Origin of the sequence: Streptomyces roseus (assembly GCF_001044425.1) — a bacterium.
In the GTDB taxonomy this organism is placed as follows: Bacteria; Actinomycetota; Actinomycetes; order Streptomycetales; family Streptomycetaceae; genus Streptomyces; species Streptomyces roseus.
The window spans coordinates 1-19,058 of the sequence record NZ_LFML01000007.1 but is presented as its reverse complement, the minus strand read 5'-3'; the positions used below and the strand labels follow the sequence as shown (position 1 = coordinate 19,058).

17 protein-coding genes and 1 pseudogene are annotated in these 19,058 nt (G+C 73.5%); 9 read left to right on the top strand and 9 right to left on the bottom strand.

What is annotated here, in order from left to right:
* Positions 1–5 precede the first annotated feature (5 nt).
* Positions 6–467 carry a universal stress protein gene (locus ACS04_RS01815; protein ID WP_048474674.1) on the top strand — a complete coding sequence of 154 codons (462 nt, stop codon included), beginning with the start codon at positions 6–8 and terminating at the stop codon, positions 465–467.
* 68 nt (positions 468–535) lie between these two features.
* On the opposite strand, the gene ACS04_RS01810 is transcribed toward ACS04_RS01815, so the two are convergent.
* On the bottom strand, positions 536–1,747 hold the full coding sequence (locus ACS04_RS01810; RefSeq protein ID WP_048474673.1) for a CapA family protein: 1,212 nt from the start codon (positions 1,745–1,747) through the stop codon (positions 536–538).
* Between the two features lie 275 nt (positions 1,748–2,022).
* Here ACS04_RS01810 and ACS04_RS01805 point away from each other — a divergent pair, with 275 nt between their 5' ends.
* Together ACS04_RS01805 and ACS04_RS01800 are read left to right on the top strand one after the other, a co-directional pair.
* Entirely contained in the window at positions 2,023–2,562 is a 540-nt protein-coding gene (locus ACS04_RS01805; RefSeq protein ID WP_048474672.1) for a sigma-70 family RNA polymerase sigma factor, read from the top strand.
* Between the two features lie 201 nt (positions 2,563–2,763).
* Positions 2,764–3,228: a hypothetical protein gene (locus ACS04_RS01800; RefSeq protein ID WP_048474685.1), complete on the top strand. Its 465-nt coding sequence runs from the start codon at positions 2,764–2,766 to the stop codon at positions 3,226–3,228.
* 17 nt (positions 3,229–3,245) lie between these two features.
* On the opposite strand, the gene ACS04_RS01795 is transcribed toward ACS04_RS01800, so the two are convergent.
* Genes ACS04_RS01795 through ACS04_RS35180 form a run of 4 tightly spaced genes read right to left on the bottom strand, consistent with a single transcriptional unit; the run spans position 3,246 to position 8,053 of the window.
* Complete coding sequence (locus ACS04_RS01795) at positions 3,246–3,686, bottom strand: DUF485 domain-containing protein (protein WP_245236241.1); 441 nt, start codon at positions 3,684–3,686, stop codon at positions 3,246–3,248.
* 25 nt (positions 3,687–3,711) lie between these two features.
* Complete coding sequence (locus ACS04_RS01790; protein ID WP_048474671.1) at positions 3,712–4,572, bottom strand: Fpg/Nei family DNA glycosylase; 861 nt, start codon at positions 4,570–4,572, stop codon at positions 3,712–3,714.
* A 48-nt stretch (positions 4,573–4,620) separates the two neighbouring features.
* Entirely contained in the window at positions 4,621–6,681 is a 2,061-nt protein-coding gene (locus ACS04_RS01785; protein WP_048474670.1) for a SpoIIE family protein phosphatase, read from the bottom strand.
* A 7-nt stretch (positions 6,682–6,688) separates the two neighbouring features.
* Positions 6,689–8,053: a DUF6777 domain-containing protein gene (locus tag ACS04_RS35180; RefSeq protein WP_053080669.1), complete on the bottom strand. Its 1,365-nt coding sequence runs from the start codon at positions 8,051–8,053 to the stop codon at positions 6,689–6,691.
* Positions 8,054–8,256: 203 nt separating this feature from the next.
* Between ACS04_RS35180 and ACS04_RS01775 the strand changes: the two genes are divergently transcribed.
* The 3 genes from ACS04_RS01775 to ACS04_RS01765 are packed head-to-tail and all read left to right on the top strand — an operon-like array spanning position 8,257 to position 11,115.
* Positions 8,257–9,126, top strand: a complete 870-nt coding sequence (locus ACS04_RS01775; RefSeq protein WP_048474669.1) for a YndJ family protein — start codon at positions 8,257–8,259, stop codon at positions 9,124–9,126.
* Positions 9,123–9,656: a DUF1990 domain-containing protein gene (locus tag ACS04_RS01770; protein WP_048474668.1), complete on the top strand. Its 534-nt coding sequence runs from the start codon at positions 9,123–9,125 to the stop codon at positions 9,654–9,656. Before ACS04_RS01775 ends, ACS04_RS01770 begins: the two co-directional genes overlap by 4 nt.
* A 19-nt stretch (positions 9,657–9,675) precedes the next feature.
* The gene (locus tag ACS04_RS01765; RefSeq protein ID WP_048474667.1) at positions 9,676–11,115 is read left to right on the top strand and encodes a lipase maturation factor family protein; all 1,440 of its coding nucleotides are present in this window, start codon (positions 9,676–9,678) and stop codon (positions 11,113–11,115) included.
* Here the strand turns inward: ACS04_RS01765 and ACS04_RS01760 are convergent.
* Both ACS04_RS01760 and ACS04_RS38560 read right to left on the bottom strand, forming a co-directional pair.
* On the bottom strand, positions 11,101–12,084 hold the full coding sequence (locus ACS04_RS01760; protein WP_048474682.1) for an NAD-dependent epimerase/dehydratase family protein: 984 nt from the start codon (positions 12,082–12,084) through the stop codon (positions 11,101–11,103). The two genes, ACS04_RS01765 and ACS04_RS01760, sit on opposite strands and share 15 nt — an antisense overlap.
* A gap of 178 nt (positions 12,085–12,262) precedes the next feature.
* A complete protein-coding gene (locus tag ACS04_RS38560) occupies positions 12,263–12,439 on the bottom strand; it encodes a hypothetical protein (RefSeq protein WP_167352564.1) in 177 nt (58 codons plus the stop codon).
* Between the two features lie 346 nt (positions 12,440–12,785).
* On the opposite strand from ACS04_RS38560, the gene ACS04_RS01755 reads away from it, so the two are divergent.
* Positions 12,786–13,313, top strand: coding sequence for an HD domain-containing protein (locus ACS04_RS01755; RefSeq protein ID WP_048474681.1), 528 nt, complete (start codon positions 12,786–12,788; stop codon positions 13,311–13,313).
* A 61-nt stretch (positions 13,314–13,374) separates the two neighbouring features.
* On the opposite strand, the gene ACS04_RS01750 is transcribed toward ACS04_RS01755, so the two are convergent.
* Positions 13,375–14,868 carry an SDR family NAD(P)-dependent oxidoreductase gene (locus ACS04_RS01750; protein WP_048474666.1) on the bottom strand — a complete coding sequence of 498 codons (1,494 nt, stop codon included), beginning with the start codon at positions 14,866–14,868 and terminating at the stop codon, positions 13,375–13,377.
* A gap of 259 nt (positions 14,869–15,127) precedes the next feature.
* Between ACS04_RS01750 and ACS04_RS38555 the strand changes: the two are divergent.
* Positions 15,128–16,081: pseudogene (locus tag ACS04_RS38555) on the top strand (DMT family transporter); the annotation flags it as partial.
* Here the strand turns inward: ACS04_RS38555 and ACS04_RS01740 are convergent.
* The gene (locus ACS04_RS01740; protein ID WP_048474664.1) at positions 16,040–17,347 is read right to left on the bottom strand and encodes a transglycosylase family protein; all 1,308 of its coding nucleotides are present in this window, start codon (positions 17,345–17,347) and stop codon (positions 16,040–16,042) included. The pseudogene ACS04_RS38555 and the gene ACS04_RS01740 sit on opposite strands and share 42 nt — an antisense overlap.
* Before the next feature lie 185 nt (positions 17,348–17,532).
* Here ACS04_RS01740 and gndA point away from each other — a divergent pair, with 185 nt between their 5' ends.
* A complete protein-coding gene (gene gndA / locus ACS04_RS01735) occupies positions 17,533–18,975 on the top strand; it encodes an NADP-dependent phosphogluconate dehydrogenase (RefSeq protein ID WP_048474663.1) in 1,443 nt (480 codons plus the stop codon).
* Positions 18,976–19,058 lie beyond the last annotated feature (83 nt).

Sequence of the window (19,058 nt, the reverse complement as noted above, 5' to 3'; positions counted from 1 at the left end):
GTGGCGTGACTGAGCACGTGAACACGGGATTCGAACGCGGTACGGACGGCCCGAAGGTGATCCTCGCCGGGGTGGACGGGTCGGAGAGCTCCCTGCGGGCGGCGGCGTACGCGGCGGGGCTGGCCCGGCGCCAGCACGCGCTGCTGGCGCTGGTGTACGTCCAGCCGGTGATGCCGGCCGGGGCCTCGCTGGGCGCGCCGGTGGCCGACACCACCGGGGAGATCGCCGAGGGGCTGGTGACCGAGATCCGGGAGGCGGCGGAGCGGGTCAAGGGGGTCTACGACGTGCGCTGGCAGTTCCACACCTTCCGCGGGGACCCGTACGCGGGGCTGGTGAGCGCGGCGGACGAGCTGAAGGCGGACGCGGTGGTGGTCGGCGCCTCGGAGCAGGCCGGGCACCGGATCGTCGGCTCGGTGGCGGTGCGCCTGGTCAAGGCGGGCCGCTGGCCGGTCACGGTGGTTCCGTGACCGGTCCTCCCCGGCCGCGGGGCGCGGTGCCGGACGCCCCGGGCCCGCCATGATCCGAAAGACCCGGCCTAGCGCGCCATCGTCAGGCCGTCCTTGGCCGCGCCGCGGCTGAGGACGGCCTCGCTGACGGCGTCCTGCGCGCGCTCGTACTCCTCGTCGCCCGGGTCCTCGGCGAGGGCGGCGGGCAGGTTGACCACCTTCCCGGCGGACAGGTCCGTCATCTGTGGGACGAACTCGGCCTTGGTGACCTGCCAGCGCTGTCCCGCGGCGGCCGGCGGGGCGAAGGTGAAGCGGCCGATCGAGCCGTAGTTGCCGCGCATGTCGCGGGCGCCGGAGTGGTTGAACATCTCACCGGCGACCTGGTCGCCCATTCCGTAGACGATCCAGGTCCCGTTGACCTTCTCGTAGGCCTGCGGGATGTGGGCGTGGGTGCCGAGGATCATGTCGATGTCGGGGCGCCCGCCGCTCTGCGAGGCCGTCAGCTCCTTGCCGAGCGACAGCTGCTTCTCGTCCGGCTCGGTCTGCCATTCGGTTCCCCAGTGCACGCTGACCAGGACCACGTCCGCGCCCGCCTTCCGGGCGGCCCGGGCATCCGCGATGATCTTGTCCTTCTCCATCAGGTTGACGGCCCACGGCCGGCCCTCCGGCATCGGGTAGCCGTTGGTGTCGTAGGTGTACGCGAGGTGCGCGACCTTCGCGGAGCCCGCCGTGTACATGGTCGGTGTGGCCGCCTCGGCCGCCGTACGGGCCGAACCGGCGTGCTTCAGTCCGGCCTTGTCGAACTTGTCGAGGGTGCGCTCCAGGCCCTCGGCCCCGGCGTCCAGGGTGTGGTTCGAGGCCGTGGAGCAGCCGTCGTACCCGGCGTCCTTGAGGCCGTCGGCCACTTCCGGCGGGGACTGGAAGGCCGGGTAGCCGGTGAACGGGCCGCCGTCCTCCCCGTACACGGTCTCCATATGGCACAGGGCCAGGTCTGCGGCCGAGACCACCGGCTTGACCAGGGAGAACATCGGCCTGAAGTCGTGGCCGTCGCCGTCCGCGTCCGCCGCCGCCCGCTTGATGACCGAATCGTGCGGCAGCACGTCGCCGGAGGCGACCAGGGTGAACCCCCTGGCGGCGCCGGTGGGGGCCGATCGGGCCCCGGAGCCGGTGGACGGCGAGGGGGCCCGGAGGTTGCCGAGGCGGGCGGGCCCGTGGTCCTTGCCGGAAGAGCAGCCCGCGGCGGCCGCGGCCAGCAAGGCAGCCGACAGGAGCGCGAGGACCTGCCGGGTGTGCTTGGTCATCTCAGCCAGCTCTCACTAGTAGGACTGTCCGATCATCTGTAATCCATGGGGGAGGGCGTCACCAGTCGGCCGCCGGCGCCACGGCGCTCCCACGACACCGGCCCCCGCCCCGCTGGCCGTTCGCCGCGCCGTTCGACCGTTCACCGCCGGGCGCTGCCGCCCACCGGATGACCCGGGCGCTTGGGCGCAACGGCGCGACCGGACGGTTCCCGGGGCGCTCCGTGCAGGTGAGGGTGGGTGCGTCGGAGCCGAACGGACCCAGGAAGGAGCCACCCGTGCCCCTCTCCCCCAGCCTCCTGCGCACGGACCCCGAGGCGCTGGCCGAACTCCAGCGCGACCACGGACGGGCGCTGTTCGGCTTCCTACTCGGGCTCACGGCCGGGGACTCCCAGCGCGCCGAGGACCTCGTACAGGAGACGCTGGTGCGCGCGTGGCAGCACCCCGAGGTCCTGGAGAGCGCCCACGAGTCCATGCGGCCCTGGTTGTTCACGGTGGCCCGGCGCCTGGCGATCGACGCCCGCCGGGCGCGGCTGTCCCGGCCGCAGGAGGTGGACCCGGAGGGGCTGGAGCAGGCGCCGGCCCCCGAGGACGCGGTGGCCGGATCGGTCACGGCGATCGACGTCCGCCGGGCCGTGGGCTCGCTCGGGCCGGAGCACCGCGAGGTGCTGTTGCAGGTCTACTTCCAGGACCGCTCGGTGGCCGAAGCGGCGGCGGAGCTCGGTATACCGGCCGGAACGGTCAAGTCCCGTACGTACTACGCCCTGCGCGCCCTGAAGAAGGGGTTGCAGGGATACGGGTACGGCCTCGGCGCCTGAACGAACCGAATGCACGCGGATCGGACACAAAACGCATCGAAATCGGCCTCAGAGCGTTCAAGTTGGGTAAACATCCCCCGTTCCGCGCGTCGCTCGGTGAAGGCTCATGGCTGACGACGGGAAGTCCGACGCGCGGGAGAGGGTGGAACGGTGCAGCCCGAGGGTACGAACGGCACCAGTGACGGCGGGCTCGCGGTGCCCATGGCGTGGCTCTACGCGGAGTACATCGCCGACGAACTGCTGCGCACCGGCCGGCTGATCCCGGTCAGTACCCTGGAGTTCCGTGCCGGGCGGGACACGCTCGCGCTGACGATCTACCTCTCGGACGCGGCCGGCGAGCTCTCCGGGATCCGGGTGGTCTCGCAGCTCGACGAGTGGATGTCGCTCACGGCGTACGGGCACCCCTGGCGCGACTGGGTGGACACCCGGTTCCTCGCGCTGGGCGAGGAGGCCAGGGAGCGCGGGAGCGGCGAGGACCCGGACCTGGAACTGGCCAGGGCCGCCTGGCGCTGGCTCGACCGCACCGAACTCTTCGCCACCAACCTGGATCCGGGGCGGCACGTCCACGACGACGCCCCGCCGGCCCTGGACGAGAACGCGCGGGTGTGGACGCCGGCCTGGCAGCTCGGCCTCCCGCTGGGCCACTTGGCGATGCACCTGTTCTGACGGGACTCCGGAACGGCTCAGCCGGGCACGCGATGGGTGCCCGGAGCCTCTGCCGGATCCATCACCAGGCCCGTGAAATCGGCCTCGTTGCGCTCGGCCCGGGTGACGTACCACCGGGCGATCAGCCACATCACCGGGTACGCGACCAGGCCGAGGGTCACCCAGACCAGCGGTCCCGACGCCGAACGCGACAGCGCGACCAGCACCGGCAGCGTCCCGACGAGCAGCGCGAGGACGCTCAGCGCGCCCAGTCCCGCCCTGAGCTGGCTGCGCATCAGGGCCCGGACGTAGGTGGCGCCCAGGGTGGTCTGCTCGGAGATCTCCGAGCGGGCCGGGGTGTGCGCGGGCGGGCGGCGGCGCATGCCGCGGGGCACACCCGTGACGACCTCGCGCCGGGGCGGCGACGGCGACCGAGGCGCGTGCGGCGGCGGCTCGTGCGGCTGCGGCGGGTCGGCCATGGGCCGGAGTCTACGCAGGCGCAGGTCATTTGAGGAGGCGGGAGAGCCTGCGGTCGGCGAGGGGCTTGCCGCCCGTCTGGCAGGTGGGGCAGTACTGGAGCGAGGAGTCGGCGAACGACACCGAGCGGATGGTGTCCCCGCACACCGGGCACGGCTCCCCGTCCCGGCCGTGCACCCGCAGCCCGCTCTTCTTCTCGGCCTTGAGGTTCCCGGCGGCCACCCCGTGCGCCCGCTCGACGGCCTCCGCCAGGGTCCGCCGGACGGCCTCGTACAGGTGGGTGACCTGCTCCTCGTCGAAGGAGGCGGCCAGCTTGAAGGGCGAGACCTTCGCGGCGTGCAGGATCTCGTCGCTGTACGCGTTCCCGATGCCCGCGATGACGCTCTGGTCGCGCAGCACCCCCTTGATCTGGCGCCGCTCCCCGGCGAGGAGCGCGGCGAACGTGTCCCGGTCGAACGCGTCGGCGAGCGGGTCGGGGCCGAGGCGGGCGATGCCGGGCACCTCCCGGGGGTCGCGCACGACGTACACGGCGAGGCGTTTTTGGGTGCCGGCCTCGGTGAGGTCGAAGCCGCCGCCCCCGGCCAGGGCGACGCGGAGGGCGAGCGGCCCCTTTCCCGGGCGCGGCGGTTTGTCGGGCAGGGCCTCCTGCCAGCGCAGCCACCCGGCCCGGGCCAGGTGGGTGACGAGGTGGAGCTCGCCGATCGGGATCGCCAGGAACTTGCCGTGGCGGGCGGTGGTCCCGGCCCGCTGCCCTTCGAGGGCGCTCGGCGGCGGGTCGTACGTCTTGAGCACGCTGACGGCGAGCGGGAGGACGCGCTCCACCACCCGCCCGGCGAGGTGTTCGTCGAGGAACTCCCGCAGGGCCTCGACCTCGGGCAACTCGGGCATACACACCACCCTCCCCCGCGACCCGCGCCCCGGCCACCCGGACGCGGCTCAGGACATCACGAACTCGCACCAGACGCACTTGCCGCTGCCCCGGGGTTCCACTCCCCAGACGTCCGCCAAACGGTCCACCAGCATCAGGCCGCGGCCCGAGACCCCGGACACGCCCGCTTCGCGGCGGCGCGGGAGGGCGCTGGAGCGGTCCTCGACCTCGACGCGCAGGCGCCGCTGCAGGCCCGCCAGGACCCTGAGGGTCACGATGGCCGGCCCCTCCGTGTGCATGAGGGCGTTGACGATGAGCTCGTCCGCGACGAGTTCGATCTCGTCGGCCCGCTCCCGGGCGCCCCACGCCCGTACCGCCGCGGCGATCATGTGGCGGGCGGCGACCAGGGCTTCCGGGTCCCCGGGGGCCACGTGCTGCTGGAGGCGGCCGCCCTGCGGGACGTCCTGCGCCTGGCGGCGCAGCAGGAGCAGGGCCATGTCGTCGTCGCCGCCGCGCTCGTCGACCACCTCGCACAGCCGGTCGGCGAGCCGCGCGAGGTCCGCCGGTCCGCTGCGCACGATCGAGGTGAGGAGCCGGATCCCGTCGTCGAGGTCGGCGCCGGGGTGTTCCACGAGGCCGTCCGTGCACAGGACGAGGGTCTCGCCCGGGTCCAGTTCGACGGTGGTCACGGGGTACTCCAGGCGGCCGAACTCCGCCGACAGGCTCAGCGGCATGCCGCCCTCCACCGGGAGCCGCACGCAGTCCCCGTCCCGGGTGCGCACGAGCGGGTCGATGTGCCCGGCGCGGACCATCTGCAGGACGCCCGTCGAGAGGTCGGCCTCGACGTACGTGCAGGTCGCGAAGCGGTCGGTGTCCAGCTCGTGGAGGAAGACGGAGGCCCGGGCCATGACCGTGCCCGGCGCGTGCCCCTCGGCGGCGTACGCGCGCAGCACGATCCGCAGCTGTCCCATGACCGCCGCCGCGTGCGTGTCGTGGCCCTGGACGTCGCCGATGACGGCCCCGACCCGGCCGCCGGGCAGCGGGATGACGTCGTACCAGTCGCCGCCGATGTCCTGGCCCATCCGGGCGGACCGGTACCGTACGGCGATCTCCGCGCCCGGCACCGACGGGATCCGGCGCGGGAGCATCGCCTGCTGGAGGCCTTCCGCGAGGTCGTGCTCCTGCTCCAGCAGCATCGCCCGCTGGAGGCTCTGGGCGATGCTGCTGCCCAGTGCGATCAGCAGGTTCCGCTCGTCCTGCGTGAAACCGTCCTTGTCCTGGTAGAGCAGTCCGATCGCGCCGATCGGGCGGGCCTGGGCGATCAGCGGCAGGTAGGCGGCGGCCGAGATCTCCATGGAGGAGATCTTCGACCAGAGCTCGGGATAGCCCTCGGCGAACTCCTCCGCGGAGTCGAGGAAGCGCGGTTGCAGCGAGCGGACGACCTCGCTCATCGGGTACTGCTCGTCGATCCGGGTGTAGCGGGTGCCGGGTACGAAACTGTCGGCGGGTCCTTCGGCCACGAGGTGGATCCGCCCGGCCTCGACCAGCCCCATCACCATGCCCATCGAGCCGAGCCGTTCCAGGCCGTGGGCGTCGCCGATGACGTCGATGACGTCCCGCACGGTCCGGGCGTGGGCGAGCGCGGCGGTGGTGCTCTCGACCACCGAGGTCTGGCGGCGCCGCTCCTCGTCGAGGCCGAGGCGCTCCGCCGAGTGGCTGAGCTCCTCGGTCGCGTCGCGCACGATGCCGATGATGCGGAAGGGGCGGCCGTCGGAGCCGCGCATGACGCGGCCCTGGGTGTGGGTCCAGCGCAGCCCCCCGTCCCGGGTGCGGATCCGGTAGTACGCGCCGTAGCTGTCGTCGCCGCTCTTGAGGACGCTGGAGACGAGCGCGTCCAGCCGCGTCGCCTCGGAGTGCGGGACGCGGCCGGCGAGGGATTCGGGCCGTCCGTCGTATTCGCCGGGCGTCATGTCGTACACCCCGAGGGCCGCCGCGTCCATGTGCAGGAGACCGGTCTCCAGGTCCCAGTCGAAACTGCCCATGCGGTTCAGCGAGAGCGACCGGTCCGGGTGTGCGGGCCAGTCGTCCGGCAGCGATACGGCGGTCGGCACCGATCCACCATGACACACGGGTCCGTCAGGCGCTCCCCAGGGAGCGAGCGGGGTTCGCGAGCGGTTGTGGCTGATCCGGGGCGCCGAAGGGGTCGTGCGGCGCGTTCTGGCCGGACGGGGCGAAGGGGTCGTCTCCGCTGCCGAAGGGGTCGCCCTGCGCGAAGGGGTCCGTCTGCGCGAACGGATCCCCCTGGTCTGGCCGCCGCGGCATCGGGCCGTCGGCCTCCGGTGCGAGCCCCGGGTCCCCGAAGGCGTCCGGAGGTACGTCGCCCTGCCGGCCGGACGGCGCGTCGGACCGCGGAGCGGACGGGGTCCGGCCGGGGCGCTGCTTCTGCGGGGCGGCAGGAGAGGGCTGCGCGGGCCGGTCCGGCCGGGTCTGCTGGTCGGGGCCGGCCTGCTCGCCCGGGGGCGGCACGCAGTCGGTGGCCTCGGGGGCCGGGACCCCGCCGGGTCCGGCCGGCGGCTTGGGCGGGGCCGGCGGGGCCGTCCTGGCCAGGCTGTTCGTCCCGGCGCCGGCGTCCGTCTCGGGCGGGGCGCACGGCTCGGGCGCGGCGGCCGCGGGCGGGGTCACGGGGCCGGTGGGGATGCCGTTGGCCGGGTCGAAGGCGGGGACCTGCTGCGGGACGGCGTCCTGGGCGCCGTCGTCGCCGGTCTTGCGCTCCATCCAGGTGTTGTCGGCGATGTTGACGAGGACCAGGCTCTTGACGGGGTGCGGGGTCGGTTCGATGACGATGACCTGCTGGGCCTGGTAGCCGCTCCACTGCTCGCCCTTGAGCGCCGGGGAGCCCTTGGGGGCGCGCGGCGCCTGAAGCGGATTCCCGCAGGCGCAGCGGACCCGGGGCATCCCGTGGTCGTCGACGAGGACGGCGGTGCCGGCCTGGAGGACGGACTGGAAGGCCTCGCCCTTGCCGCCGCGGAAGGCGTGGTTGGTGACCCGGGTGTCGGCGCGGAGCACGACGGGGGTCAGCCCGCGCAGGAACTCGGGGAGCTTCGCCGTCTCGACGGAGACGGCCTCGGCGAAGGCCTTGGCCTTGGCGTCGTCCTCGGTCAGGGCGCGCAGCTGCTGTTCCACGTCGCAGCTGCCGAGCCGCTTGGTGCCGGCGTACAGGCCGGGGGTTGCCGCGCCGACGGTCCGGATGCCCTGGCCGGTCGGGTTGGGCAGCGGCGGCTGCGCGGGGGCGGACTCGCCGGTGGCCGAGGTGGCGGTGAAGGGGTCGGGGCCGGCCGTCCCCACGGGCTGGAGCAGGACTTCCTGGCTCTCCGGGCCGGCCGCGCTCTGCGGCTCCTCGGGGGCGCCGCACGCCGCGGCGAGCAGACCGAGGAGCGTGAAGAGGGCGGCGCGGACCGGGGTATGACGGCGTGGAGCCTGACGAGGTGTCGGTACGTGCACGTGAATCTCCCTTTCGCCCCGGTTGCTCCCTCCTGTCTGCCGTATCCCCGGGAGGGCCGCAACCGGAGCGGCGCGAACGCGCGGGGGCGGAGGCGGCGCACACGAGGGACGGGGTCTTGAACATGTTCAAGGAACCTCGTAAGGTCACGACCGTGAGTTGAACGCGTTCAAAGCGTTCGGCCGCGTGCGGAGGGGAGCCCACGGTGACGGTACTGGTGCATCTGATCGTCACCCTGGGCATGCTCTACGTGATCCCCGCGGGCCTGCGCCTGATCGACCCGGCCGGGCTGCGCGCGACCGCCCGGATCTGGCCGCTGCTCGCCGTCCCCGGAGCCCTGTGCCTCTGGCTGCCGCGCGGCGCGATCGCCACAGCACTCGCCGCGCTGTACGCCGCCGCCACCCTGGCGCTCGCGGCCCGCGCCCCGGCCCGGCTGCTGCGGACCCCGAGCCCGCCGACCGCCGGCGGCAGTCCCTTCGCACCGGCCGAGATCGCCGTGCTCACCGCACTGCTCTCGCCGTCGGTGGCCGGGACCGCCCTCGTCGCCGAGCGCGCCGGGTACCGGCTGTTCGGCTTCGACCTGGACGTCCTGGCGCTGACCGTGCCGCACTTCCACTTCGCCGGGTTCACCGCCGCCCTGGTCGCCGGGCTCGTCTGCCGGGCCGGCGCGAGTGCGCCCGGCGCCGCGGCCCTGTCGCGCTGGGCCGCGTACAGCGTCCCCGGCGGGACCCTGCTGGTCCTGCTCGGCTACTTCGTGGACGACTGGGCGGAGCTCGCGGGCGCGGTGGTGCTGACCGGCGGGATGTGGGCCGTGGCCCTGCTGACCTGGCGGGACATCCGCCCGGGCGCCCGCGACCGCACCACGGGGACCCTGCTGGCGACCTCGGCCGCGGTGCTGGTGGCCACCATGCTGCTCGCCCTGTGGTGGGCGCTCGGCGAGGCCACCGGCCTCGTCCACCCCACCGTGACCTGGATGGCCGCGACCCACGGTCTCGGCAACGCCCTCGGCTTCGCCCTGTGCTCCCTGCTGGCCTGGCGCCGGCTGACCCCCGACCGAATGGAGACCACGCCGTGACCCGCCTCTTCAGCACCGGCCGTGACACCCTCACCTACCCCGACCGGGGTGCGACGCGGCGGCCGGAACTGCCCGCCGGATACCACCACCTGCACCACCGCACGCGGATCGGCACCGGGCGGGCCGCTTTCGAGGCCGCCGGAACCGCCGTCACCACCTTCGGCGCCCATCGGGCCTCGGGCATGTTCGTCCGGGCCGGCCACGGCGCCGTCCGGCCGGGGAGCCGGGTGGTGGTCGGGATCGGCTTCGGGCCGCTGCGGCTCAGCGCCCCGTGCGAGGTGGTCTGGACGGCGTACGAGCCGGCGCGCATCGGCTTCGCGTACGGCACGCTCGCCGGCCACCCGGAGTGCGGGGAGGAGTCCTTCATGGTGCTCCGCGACCCGGACGGCACCGTGTGGTTCGAGGTGACCGCCTTCAGCCGCCCGGCCGCCTGGTACACCCGGCTCGCGGGCCCGGTGGTCCCCTTCCTCCAGCACTGCTACGCCCGCCGGCTCGGCCGTACCGTGCGCAAGCTGGCCGCGGCGGCCTGATCCGCTCGATACTGGAGGGGTGGACTGGTTCACGGCGCCCGGCTACTGGCTCGGCCGGCTGGTCTTCCAGCGGGCCCTCGCCGGCGTGTACCTCTTCGCCTTCGTCGCGGCCGCCCTTCAGTTCCGCGCCCTGATCGGGGCGCACGGCATGCTGCCCGTGCCGCGCTACGTGCGGTACGTGCCGTTCCGGCGCGCCCCGAGCCTGTTCCAACTGCGCTACTCGGACCGGCTCTTCTCCGGCTGCGCCTGGGCGGGGGCGGCGGTGGCCGCGGCCCTGGCCGCGGGGGCGGGGGACCTCGTTCCGCTGGGCGCCGCCATGGGGATGTGGGCGCTGCTGTGGCTGCTGTACCTGTCGATCGTGAACGTGGGCCAGACCTGGTACTCGTTCGGCTGGGAATCCCTGCTCCTGGAAGTGGGCTTCCTCGCGGTCTTCCTCGGCAACGCCCGGATCGGGCCCCCGGTGCTGGTGCTGTGGCTGCTGCGCTGGGTGGTCTTCCGGGTGGAGTTCGGCGCGGGCCTGATCAAGATGCGCGGGGACTCCTGCTGGCGCGATCTGACCTGCCTCTACTACCACCACGAGACGCAGCCGATGCCGGGGCCGCTGAGCTGGTTCTTCCACCACCTGCCCAAGCCCCTGCACCGGGTGGAGTGCGCCGCCAACCACGTGACCCAACTGGTGGTCCCGGTGCTGCTCTTCACCCCGCAGCCGGTGGCCTCGTACGCGGCCGGGATCATCGTTGCGACCCAGCTGTGGCTGGTGCTCTCGGGCAACTTCGCCTGGCTGAACTGGATCACCATCACGGCGGCCCTGCCGGCGATCGACTTCACCGGGCTCACGGGAGCGCCGCCGCCCGCCGCTGCCCGCGCGGCGCCGCTGTGGTTCGTGGTCCTGGTGTGCGCGGTGACCGTGCTGGTGCTGGTGCTGAGCCGGCACCCGGTGCTCAACATGGTCTCCAGGCGCCAGGTGATGAACCGCTCCTTCGACTCCCTGCACCTGGTCAACACGTACGGGGCCTTCGGCACGGTCGGCCGGATCCGGGACGAGGTGGTGGTCGAGGGGACGGCGGAGCCGGTGCCGCGGGAGGACGGGCAGTGGCGGGAGTACGGGGTCAAGGGCAAACCGGGCGATCTGCGCAACATTCCGCGCCAGTTCGCCCCGTACCACCTGCGGCTGGACTGGCTGATGTGGTTCGCGGCGCTCTCCCCCGGCTACGCCCGGGACTGGTTCGGCCCCTTCGTGGAGCGACTGCTGGCGGGCGACCGGGACACGCTGCGGCTGCTGCGCCACAACCCCTTCCCGGACGCCCCGCCGCTCTACGTACGGGCCCGGCTGTACCGCTACCGCTTCACCACCTGGCGGGAGCTGCGCGAGACGGGCGCCTGGTGGCACCGCACGCTGCTGCGCGAGTACCTGCCGCCCACCCGCCTCGCCGAAGCCTCCTGGTCAGAGCCCGAGTAGCGCGGCCTCCCGCTCGGGCGCGAGCCCCTTGGTCGAGCGGTCCGGCCGCTGGGGGGCCTCGCCGCCGATCGAGGTGAGCCCGGCCCAGGTGTCCGCCACGGTCTCCTCGACGGGACGGCAGACCAGGCCCGTCGCCAGGGCCTTGCCGACGCCGGCACGGAACATGTGGTCGTACGTCTCGCCCTCCGGAAGCCAGACGGGCAGTTCGATCCAGGGCTCGATGCCGGCCGCCTCGATGGCGGCGGCGTCCGTCCAGCGGGGTTCGGCGACTCCCCCGGCCGCCGCTACGCAGGCGTCGAGGAAGCCGCCCATGGTGGCGTGTCCGGGCGGGGAGACCAGGTTGTAGGCGCCGCCGAGGCCGGCCTCGGCGGCGTCGAGGGTCCAGCGCGCCAGATCGCGCACGTCGATGTACTGGATCGGCAGGTCGCGGGGGCCGGGGGCGAGGAAGGGGCCGCGGCGCGCGACGCGGTTCAGCCACCAGGGCAGCCGGCCGACGTTCTCGTACGGGCCGAGGATCAGGCCCGCGCGCACCAGCAGGGCGCGCTCCCCGAAGGCCGCCTCGGCGGCGAGCTCACCGCCCCGCTTGTCCTGCGGGTAGCCGACGGAGCCGGCATCGGGCGAGCCCTCCACGAGGGGGCCGTCCTCGTCGAGCCCGGCGGGGGCGGGGTAGGCGTACACCGAACGGGTGGAGACGTACGCGTACCGTCCCGCCCGGTCCGCGAGCAGCCGGGCGGTGTCGCGTACGGCGGTCGGGGCGCCGCCCCAGGTGTCGACGACCAGGTCCCACTCCCCCGCCGCGAGGGCGTCCAGGCCTCCGGGCGCGGTGCGGTCGCCGTGCAGGGCGCGGGTGCCCGGCGGGGGTGCGTGGTGGCCGCGGTGGAAGACGGTGACCTCCCAGCCCCGGGCCAGGGCGTCCTCGGTGATCGCGCGTCCGACGAACTCGGTACCGCCCAGCATCAGTAGTCTCATGCGGGCCAGCGTGCCGGGGCCGGGGTCCGGCCGGAAGGCTTGATCGCCGACAGCGATGACGCTCACGGCGTACGGCCGGGGGGAACCTTTGCCACGTCCCGCACGGTCGGCTCGGCGCCGCGCTCGCAGCACCGCGCCCCCGTCGCCGGTCGGCTCGGGGGCGCGCGTGTCGGTCGGACTAGTCGATGCCGGGCAGGATGTGGGGCTCCGCCAGATCGTCCTCGTAGCCGGCCAGTCGGATCGGGGCGGACCGGGCCCAGACTTCGAGGCTCCCGAGTTCGTCGGCGTGGGGGCGCCGCCGGCCTGCCGGGTACGTCCTCAGCGTCTCGTCGGACTTCGTCGTCGTGTCTGTCACCGCGCACTCCTTTGTGTTGCGCAACCCGGCGGGCGAGCCGCGCGCCGGGCACAAGGGATAAAGGGTTTCCGGACGCGGTGGCGCCGTGGTGGAGCGTGGCCTGGATACGGCCGTTCTGTGCCACTCAGAGTACACATATGAGCATGCCCCCGCTCGATGGATTGGCAAAATCCGCCCGACGGCCGGATTTCTCCGCGAATTCAGGAAGTCGTACGCCGATGGGACCGCGTCGGGTGGTGTGCTCGACACCGGTGACACGGCTGGGGTACGGGCGGCGGAGGGAGCGACGGTGGCGGCGACGTCCGGAGTGCCGGGGGTACCGAGGGTCGGCAGCGTCGAGGAGCTGATGGAGCTGCTGCTCGCGTGCCGCGGTGCGTGGGACACGCCCGACCGCAGCGGAGACCCGGTCGATCTGCACGATCATGGGCTACAGACTGCGGCACTGCTGCGCCGTTCGCATCCGTTCGACAAGGAGCTCCAAGTCGCCGGACTCGTACACGACCTGGGCCATCTGCTCTTCCCCGGCGACGACGCGGGACACGCCGAGCACGCGGCGCAGGCGGTCCGTCCGCTGCTCGGCGAACGGGTGGCCCGCCTGGTACGGCTGCACGTTCCGGCCAAGCGCTACCTGGCGGCCGTGGAGCCCGACCGGGCGCTGTCCCCGCAGAGCGCGCTGACCCTGCGGGCGCAGGGCGGGCTCATGGACGGGGCGGAGGTCCGGGCCTTCGCGGCCGACCCCGACGCACAAGCGGCGGTGACATTGCGCCAAGCGGATGACGCGGGCAAGGTCGTCGGGCTCGACGCGGGCGTGATGGAGGACTGGCGTCCGGTCCTGGAGCTGGTGGCGGCGCGGGCGTCCGAGCGCACGCCGTGAGACGCCCGCGCCCCGGCCCCCTCGAAGGGGACCGGGGCACGCGGGCGCGACAGGGGCGGGCCTACCAGTTGGCGGGCGCGTAGTCCTTGAGGAAGACGCCGTAGAGGTCCTCGCCGGCCTCTCCGCGCACGACCGGGTCGTAGACCCGGGCCGCGCCGTCGACCAGGTCGAGCGGGGCGTGGAAACCCTCCTCGGCCAGGCGCAGCTTGTCGAAGTGCGGGCGCTCGTCCGTGATCCAGCCGGTGTCGACCGAGGTCATCAAGATGCCGTCGGTCTGGAACATCTCCTGGCCGCTGGTGCGCGTCACCATGTTCATCGCGGCCTTGGCGGCGTTGGTGTTCGGGTGCCCCGCGCCCTTGTAGCCGCGGCTGAACACGCCCTCCATCGCCGAGACGTTGACCACGTACGCCCGCCCGCTGGACGCCTTGCGGGCGGCCTCCGCCATGGCCGGCCGGAGCGCGCTGATCAGGATGAACGGCGACGTGTAGTTGCACAGCTGCGTTTCCAGCAGCTCGACCGGGCTGATCTGGTCGATGGTCTGCACCCAGGTGTTGCTGTCGACGACGTCGGGCAGCAGGCCGCCCGCGTCGATGGCGGTGCCGTCGAGGTGCCGTTCGATGCTGGCGTTGCCCGCGACCAGGGCGAGGTCTGCGACCTTCTGCGCGTCGAGTCCGCTCACGCCGACGGGCAGGGCCGCCAGGCCGTCGACCGCGCCGGAGTTGAACGCGCCGATGACGTGGTGGGCGGGGAGCTCACCGGCCGGCAGCGGAGCGCTCTCCCCCTCGACGAGCGCGGCGTACGCGGTGGGCAGGCGGCGCACGGTCTGCGTCGCGTTGTTGATCAGGATGTCGAGCGGACCGGCGGCGGCGACCTGGTCGGCGAGCGCCACGGCCTGGCCCGGGTCGCGCAGGTCGAGTCCGACGACCTCCAGGCGGTGCATCCACTCCGCCGAGTCGTCCATCGCCTTGAAGCGGCGGATCGCGTCCTTGGGGAAGCGGGTGGTGATCGTCGTGTGGGCGCCGTCGCGCAGCAGGCGCAGGGCGATGTACATGCCGATCTTGGCGCGGCCGCCGGTGAGGAGCGCGCGCTTGCCGGTGAGGTCGGCGCGGGCCTCGCGCTTGGCGCGGTTGTGGCCGGCGCACGGCTGGCAGAGCTGGTGGTAGAAGTAGTCGACTTCGACGTACCGCGTCTTGCAGATGTAGCAGGAGCGCGGGCGCTGGAGTATCCCGGCGATCCGGCCGGCCTCCGTGACCGAGGAGGGCAGGATGCCCTCGGTCTCGTCGTCGATGCGCTCGGCGGAGCCGGTCGCGGTCGCCTCGGTGACGGCCTTGTCGTTGGCGGTCTTCGCGGCGCGGCGCTCCTGGCGGCGGCGCTGCTTGACCGTGCGGTAGAGGCCGGCGGTGGCGCGGCGTACGGTGATGGCGTCGGGGTGGTCGACGTCGATCTTGTCGAGTTCCTCCAGGACGCTGAGGCAGAGCGCCAGCCGCTCGGGGTCGATGCCCGGCCCGTAGGCGTGGTCGTCCGCGCTCACGTGGTTGTCTTCGGTCACCGTCATGGCCGCTGCCGTTCCTTGCTCACTCGTCCGCGTCCGCCTGCTGCGGAAGTCCTCAAAACCGCCACTGTACGGATCCGACGCGCCCGGAACCAAACCCGTCGCCCGGCGCCTCACGCACCGCGACGGGGCCGTGACGGTGGGCGGCGTCCGGCCGGGGCCTCCACCGGCCCCGTACTCCGTCCGGCGGATGCCCGGGGTACGCCCGGTGACCGCCCGTAGGGGGAGGAATAGGCCGCCGGGACGGGGCATTGTGGACATCATGAGTGCGCTGGCGCTGTCGGTCCTGCTCTGCCTGGTGTCCGCCCTCGCGTACGCGGGCGGCGCGATCGTCCAGGAACAGGTCGCGGCCGGCACCCCCGACCGCCCGTACGCCGCGCTGCGCCGGGCCGGCTGGTGGTGTGCGGTCGGGCTGAACGGCCTGGGCGCGGTGCTGCACGTGGTGGCCCTCGCCTACGGCCCGCTGAGCCTGGTCCAGCCGCTCGGCGCGCTGACCATCGTGTTCGCCCTGCCGATGGCCGCCCTCTTCGTACACCGGCGGGCGGGTGCGGCGGCCTGGCGCGGCGCGGTGCTGGCCACGGTGGGGCTGGCCGGGCTGCTGGCGCTGACCGGCGGGGCCGGCGGCGCGGACCGGCCGCTGTCGGGCGGGGAGCGGGGCCTGCTGCTGATCGGGACCGGGGCCGGGGTGGCCGCGCTGACGGCGGCGGCGCACCGGATGCACCGGGCGGACCGGCCGGTGCCGCGCAGCGTGCTGCTGGCGGTCGCGGCCGGTACGTCCTTCGGCATGGCCTCCGTGTTCACGAAGTCGGTGGCCGAGACGGCCGAGGGCCTCGCCTTCGCCCCGGGCGCGCTCGGCTCGATGTGGCCCGATCTGGCGGCGATCGTCGTCCTGGCGGCGGCCGGGCTGCTGCTCTCCCAGGCCGCGTACCGGGGCGCCGGGCTGGCCGCCCCGCTGGCCACGCTGACCGTGGTCGATCCGGTGGTCGCGGCCGCGGTCGGCATCTCGCTGTTCGACGAGGGCTTCCGGTTCGGTGCGGCGGGGACGGCGGCGGCCCTGGCCAGCGGCGTGCTGGCGGCGGTAGGCCTGACCCTGCTCGCGTTCGCGACGCCGCACGTACGGGGGTCAGATGCGAAAGCCGCGGCACGGCCGTCGGAGGGCCGTACCGCGGACCCGTCAGATACTGACGCCGCGGCCCCGGAGGTACTTCAGGGGGTCGATGTCGGAGCCGTAGCCGGGGGACGTGCGCATCTCGAAGTGGAGGTGCGGCCCGGTGGTGTTGCCGGTGGAGCCGGAGCGGCCGATCCGCTGCCCGCCGGAGACCTGCTGCCCGGCCTTGACCCCGAGCGCCGAGAGGTGGGCGTACTGGGAGTACCGGCCGTCGGCGTGCCGGATGACGACCTGGTAGCCGTACGCACCGGCCCAGCCGGCGGAGACGACGGAGCCGGGGCCGACGGCCTTGACGGAGGTTCCGGTGGCGACCGGGAAGTCGACGCCGGTGTGGTAGCCGCTGGACCAGGACGAACCGGCCACGTGGTAGGCGGTGCCGAGGGAGGCGTCCACGGGGGCGACGAAGCCGCCTGAGGCCGCCTGCTCCTGCGCTGAGGCGGGTGCGGGGGCGGGCTTCGAGGCCGGCTTCTGCGCCGGCTTCCCGGCCGGCTTCTGCGCCGGCTGCTGCGCGTTCGGCTCCACGGGCTTGACCGGCTCGGCGGTCCGCGGCGGCTTCTCCGGGTTCTGCGCGGGAGGCGGGGGCTGCGGGACCGGTGCGGCGGTGACGCGCAGGGTGAGCCGCTGGCCGGGGAAGATCAGGTTCGGGTCGCTGCCCACGGTGGTCCGGTTGGTCTCGTACAGCGCCTGCCAGCCGCCCTCGACGTGCTGGCTGGTGGCGATCGCCGAGAGGGAGTCCCCGGGCGCGACCACGTACGGGTTGGGCAGGACCGAGGTGCCCGTCGGACGGGGCGTGGTGGGCGGCGCGGCTGCGGGCTTCGCCTCCTTGACCTGGACCTGGACCTTCACGCCTTGGCCCTGCCCCTTGCCCTGTCCCTGGCCCTGTGCGTGGCCTTGGCCCTGTGCGTGGCCCTGCGGGGAGACGGCGGCCGCGGGGCCGCTGCGCGAGAGCCCGGCCTGCTTCCCGCACACCGGCCAGGCCTGCGGGCCCTGTCCCCTCAGGACCTTCTCGGCGACCGCGATCTGCTGTTCCTTGGTGGCCTGGTCGGCGCGGGCGGCGTACGCGGTGCCGCCGAAGGCGCGCCACGTGCTCTGGCTGAACTGGAGGCCGCCGTAGTAGCCGTTCCCGGTGTTGACGTGCCAGTTGTTGGTGGACTCGCAGTCCGCCACCTTGTTCCAGGTGTCCACCGAGGCGGCCTCGGCGGCCCCGGCGCCGATCAGAGGGAGCGCGAGCCCTGCGCCACCGGCGGTGACGACGAGCGAGGCGCGGTTGATGCTGCTCGGCACGTACCGGCGGTGCCGGCCCCGTACACCCATGGGAGCCCCCATTGAAGACATCAGGAACCGCACAACCTAACGGCGGTATCAGGGCATGACAAGGGGCGCAACAGGGCGCATGCCGGGGGAAGTTGACATTCTTTCGCATGGCGGGACGGCTTTGTCCGTTCCGGCCCCTGTAGCGTCGCTCCCACCCGCACATCGAAGCACTCAGGAGCGCATGCATGAGCAGCACCGCCCAGATCGGCGTCACCGGGCTCGCGGTGATGGGGAGCAACCTCGCCCGGAACTTCGCCCGCAACGGCTTCACCGTCGCCGTCCACAACCGCACGGTCGCGAAGACCACCGCCCTGGTGGAGGAGTTCGGGCACGAGGGTTCCTTCGTCGCCGCCGAGTCCGCGAAGGAGTTCGTGGACGCGCTGGAGCGGCCGCGCCGTCTGATCATCATGGTGAAGGCCGGTGACCCGACCGATGCCGTGATCCACGAGTTCGCCCCGCTGCTGGAGCCGGGCGATGTCATCATCGACGGCGGCAACGCCCACTTCGAGGACACCCGGCGGCGCGAGAAGGAGCTGCGCGAGCAGGGCATCCACTTCGTGGGCGCGGGCATCTCCGGCGGTGAGGAGGGCGCGCTGCTCGGCCCGAGCATCATGCCGGGCGGCTCCGCCGAGTCGTACCAGTCGCTCGGTCCGATGCTGGAGAAGATCGCGGCGAAGGCCAAGGACGGTACGCCGTGCGTCTCGCACGTCGGCCCCGACGGCGCCGGACACTTCGTCAAGATGGTGCACAACGGCATCGAGTACGCCGACATGCAGCTGATCGCCGAGGCCTACCACCTGCTGCGCGATGTCGCCGGCTACTCCCCCGCGCGGATCGCGGAAACCTTCCGCGAATGGAACCGCGGCCGGCTGGACTCGTACCTGATCGAGATCACGGCGGAGGTGCTCGCCCACGTCGACGCCGAGACCGGGCGCCCGTTCGTCGACGTCGTGGCCGACGCGGCCGAGCAGAAGGGCACCGGCCGCTGGACCGTGCAGATCGCGCTGGACCTGGGCGTTCCGGTGTCGGGGATCGCGGAGGCCGTCTTCGCCCGTGCGGTTTCGGGCCACACGGACCTGCGCAAGGCCGCCCGGGGGCTCGCGGGCCCGGTGGCGGCGCCGCTGCCGGCGGAGGAGGCCGACGCCTTCGCCGCCCAGGTGGAGCAGGCCCTGTACGCGTCCAAGATCGTCTCGTACACGCAGGGCTTCCACCAGATCCGGGCGGGCAGCGACGAGTACGGCTGGGGCGTGGACCTGGGCGCGGTGGCCTCGCTGTGGCGGGGCGGCTGCATCATCCGGGCGGCGTTCCTGGACCGGATCCGTACGGCGTACGACGCGCAGCCGGACCTGCCAAGCCTGCTGGCGGACCCGGGCTTCGCGCAGGAGATCGGCGAGGCCCAGGACGACTGGCGGGCCGCGATGGTGGCCGCCGTGTCACAGGGCATCCCGGTGCCGGCCTTCTCCGCGTCGCTCGCGTACTACGACGCGCTGCGCGCGGAACGGCTCCCGGCCGCCCTCACGCAGGGCCAGCGCGACTTCTTCGGGGCGCACACCTACCGGCGCACCGACCGCGAGGGCACGTTCCACACGCTCTGGAGCGGCGACCGCTCCGAGGTCCGTACGGCCTAGACGAGTAAGTCCGAAGTCCTTGGGCGCATGAAGCGAGGGTCTCGTTGGTTTGTGTGTGACGACAAACCTGGAGACCCTCGCGA

What these genes read in the sequence shown, in the direction of transcription:
- ACS04_RS01755 (WP_048474681.1), top strand. Translation starts at nt 12,786, where the DNA reads ATGGAGCTGCTGCTCGCGTGCCGCGGTGCGTGGGACACGCCCGACCGC.
- ACS04_RS01810 (WP_048474673.1), bottom strand. Translation starts at nt 1,747, where the DNA reads ATGACCAAGCACACCCGGCAGGTCCTCGCGCTCCTGTCGGCTGCCTTG.
- gndA (WP_048474663.1), top strand. Translation starts at nt 17,533, where the DNA reads ATGAGCAGCACCGCCCAGATCGGCGTCACCGGGCTCGCGGTGATGGGG.
- ACS04_RS01750 (WP_048474666.1), bottom strand. Translation starts at nt 14,868, where the DNA reads ATGACGGTGACCGAAGACAACCACGTGAGCGCGGACGACCACGCCTAC.
- ACS04_RS01740 (WP_048474664.1), bottom strand. Translation starts at nt 17,347, where the DNA reads ATGGGTGTACGGGGCCGGCACCGCCGGTACGTGCCGAGCAGCATCAAC.
- ACS04_RS01790 (WP_048474671.1), bottom strand. Translation starts at nt 4,572, where the DNA reads ATGCCCGAGTTGCCCGAGGTCGAGGCCCTGCGGGAGTTCCTCGACGAA.
- ACS04_RS01760 (WP_048474682.1), bottom strand. Translation starts at nt 12,084, where the DNA reads ATGAGACTACTGATGCTGGGCGGTACCGAGTTCGTCGGACGCGCGATC.
- ACS04_RS01800 (WP_048474685.1), top strand. Translation starts at nt 2,764, where the DNA reads ATGGCGTGGCTCTACGCGGAGTACATCGCCGACGAACTGCTGCGCACC.
- ACS04_RS01795 (WP_245236241.1), bottom strand. Translation starts at nt 3,686, where the DNA reads ATGGCCGACCCGCCGCAGCCGCACGAGCCGCCGCCGCACGCGCCTCGG.